The organism is Microcystis sp. M53602_WE12, from assembly GCF_030065455.1.
Classification (GTDB): domain Bacteria; phylum Cyanobacteriota; class Cyanobacteriia; order Cyanobacteriales; family Microcystaceae; genus Microcystis; species Microcystis aeruginosa.
Window position 1 is genome coordinate 1 of record NZ_JASJFB010000539.1, and the last position, 2,527, is coordinate 2,527.

Annotated in this window: 2 protein-coding genes; one reads left to right on the forward strand and one right to left on the reverse strand. The window is 47.8% G+C overall.

Features of this window, described 5'->3' with window-relative positions; genetic code table 11:
- Window positions 1-90: 90 nt before the first annotated feature.
- On the reverse strand, window positions 91-777 hold the full coding sequence (locus PX482_RS17420; protein ID WP_288122770.1) for a hypothetical protein: 687 nt from the start codon (window positions 775-777) through the stop codon (window positions 91-93).
- A gap of 255 nt (window positions 778-1,032) precedes the next feature.
- On the opposite strand from PX482_RS17420, the gene hisD reads away from it, so the two are divergent.
- Window positions 1,033-2,337: a histidinol dehydrogenase gene (gene hisD / locus PX482_RS17425; protein WP_288095489.1), complete on the forward strand. Its 1,305-nt coding sequence runs from the start codon at window positions 1,033-1,035 to the stop codon at window positions 2,335-2,337.
- Window positions 2,338-2,527 lie beyond the last annotated feature (190 nt).

Here is a 2,527-nt window from a genome sequence, read left to right on the forward strand (position 1 = left end):
ACACCCCACACCCCACACCCCACACCCCACACCCCACACCCTACACCCCACACCCTACCCCCAGGAAAAACTTTTTGCCGCAAACCCTAATTAGGGCAGCCATTCCAGTAAAATTCCTAGGGAGCTATCTTTACGGGCGCGGGAATTTTGGGCTTGAATATCGGCAGCTAAACGTAAATTAGAGGTAATCGCATAACCAACCGAAAGAGTAGTCAATCCCACCTCGTTAGCACCCCCCGGTGAGATAAAACTCTGACTGACGGTGATATCTGCTGCCCCCGTGCGAGAAAGGGCTAATTTGAGCTTTAATCCTAAGTTAAGCCCATCGGTGCTGTAATTTCCTGTCTGAATGTAACGATAGCCCACCATGGGAGCCAGATTGACATAATCACCCAAAGGGAGGAGATAGTATTGTAAATTTGCTCCTATTGCCGTCCTTTTGCCGTTAAAAGCCGTCTGATAATCGCCGCTTAGGGTTAAACTGGTTTGACCGAAAAACACATCTTCTACCCCCAAAATCACGCCACTGGAATTATCGGTAGAAGGAAACTCTGCATATCCTAAACGGATACGAGTGCGAAAACTAGGATCGCGGCGAATCTCTTCGGCGATATCGGGTATTTTTTCTAACCAACGCTCTAAAACCGGGCTTTCTTGCCGAATTTTCGGGTCTAGGTCTAACTCCGTTTCTGCCCACACAGCACCACTCGCCCCCCATAATAAACTAAGAGCGATCGCATTTACAGAACAGCAAGAGAGCTTAAACATGATCTGCATTATACCCAAGGAGGCAGGAGGCAAGAGGCAAGAGGCAAGAGAAAGAATCTGGCAATAAAGCTTTTAGCTTAACAAATTAGGTTTTAGATTCGGCCTTTGTTATCAGTTATCAGATGTGAGTTTTCAGTTCACTGATTACTGGTTACTGTTTACTGATCACTGAAAAGCCGGCACTCCCCCAAAGGTTACAATAAAAATAAAGATTCAGATTCCCCGTTATTCTTGAGAGGACGGGGGGCAGTAGGAGCAGCAATAGTGGTTAGAATATTAAAACTTTCGCAATTAAGTAGCGCAGAACGGGCAAAACTTCAGAAAAGAGCCGAGTTAGATATTGATAACGCCCTCAAAGTCGCTCAAACGGTGATAGAAACCATCCGCGAACGGGGGGATGCCGGCGTTGTGGACTATGTGCGGCGTTTTGACTACGAAGGTGCGACGGTAGAAAATATCAAAGTCAGCGAGGCAGAATTTGAGCGGGCTTTTCAGTTAATTGAACCGGAAGTAAAAACTGCCATTGAACAGGCTTTCCGGAATATTCAAGAGGTACATCGTCGCCAAATGCCGGAAGAAACACTACTGGCAGAAATTGAAACCGGTGTCTTTGCCGGCGAAAAAATCTCTCCTATCCCCAATGTGGGTTTATACGTTCCCCGGGGCCGCGGTGCTTTTCCCTCGATGATGTTAATGTTAGCCATCCCGGCAATGGTGGCAGGAGTGGAAAGAGTTGTCGTTTGCACTCCCCCCGATAAACAGGGCAACGTCGAACCCGTTTCTCTGGTGGCGGCGCAGATGGCTGGAGTCAGAGAAATTTATAAATTAGGGGGCGTACAAGCGATCGCCGCTTTGGCTTTGGGAACAAAAAATATCAAAAGGGTTGACAAAATTACCGGTCCGTGCAGCGTCTATGGGGCGGCGGCCAAGCGGTTACTGTTCGGTACTGTGGATGTGGGTTTGCCGGCCGGTCCAAGTGAGTCGATAGTTTTGGCCGATGAGTCCACCGATGCCCGTTTAGCGGCCTTGGATTTATTAATTGAAGCGGAACACGGGGCGGATTCGGCGGCTTTATTAGTCACCCACTGTGAAGATTTGGCGATCGCTGCTAGTGAATACGCTCAGGAATACCTGCAAAAACTCCCAGATTGGCGACGGGAATTTTGTGAGGCGGGTTTAGCCGCCTATGGGGGCATAATTTTAACCGATAGTCTGCAGCAATCCCTCGATTTTGTCAATGAGTACGCCCCGGAACATCTAGAGCTTTTAGTTAGTAATCCTTTTGCCATTCTGGGCAAGATTAAAAATGCTGGCGAAATTCTCCTGGGAAATCATACTCCTTCCTCTATGGCTACCTACGCCATCGGAGTCAATGCTGTGCTGCCGACGGGAAGTTTTGCCCGTTCCTATTCGGCGGTTTCGGTTTATGATTTTCTCAAGCGCTCTACTTTGGCTTATGTCACCCCTGAAGGCTTTGAAAAGTTAAAAGAAACCACGAAAACTTTAGCCGAGTACGAGGGTTTTCCCGCCCATAAATTAGCAATTCAACACAGGGAAATTTTACTCTAAATAGGGCTTGCGGCAAAAAGTTTTTCGTGGGGGCAGGGTGTGGGGTGTGGGGTGTGGGGTGTAGGGTTTTACCGATTTTCATCTGGTCAATTACCTAATTTTCAGGGAAAAAGTACCTGAATTTTCCCCCCGCTCACTCCCAGGTCCGGTACTTTTGGATTGACAAAAAGTCTAAAAGTCTTATCCAGCA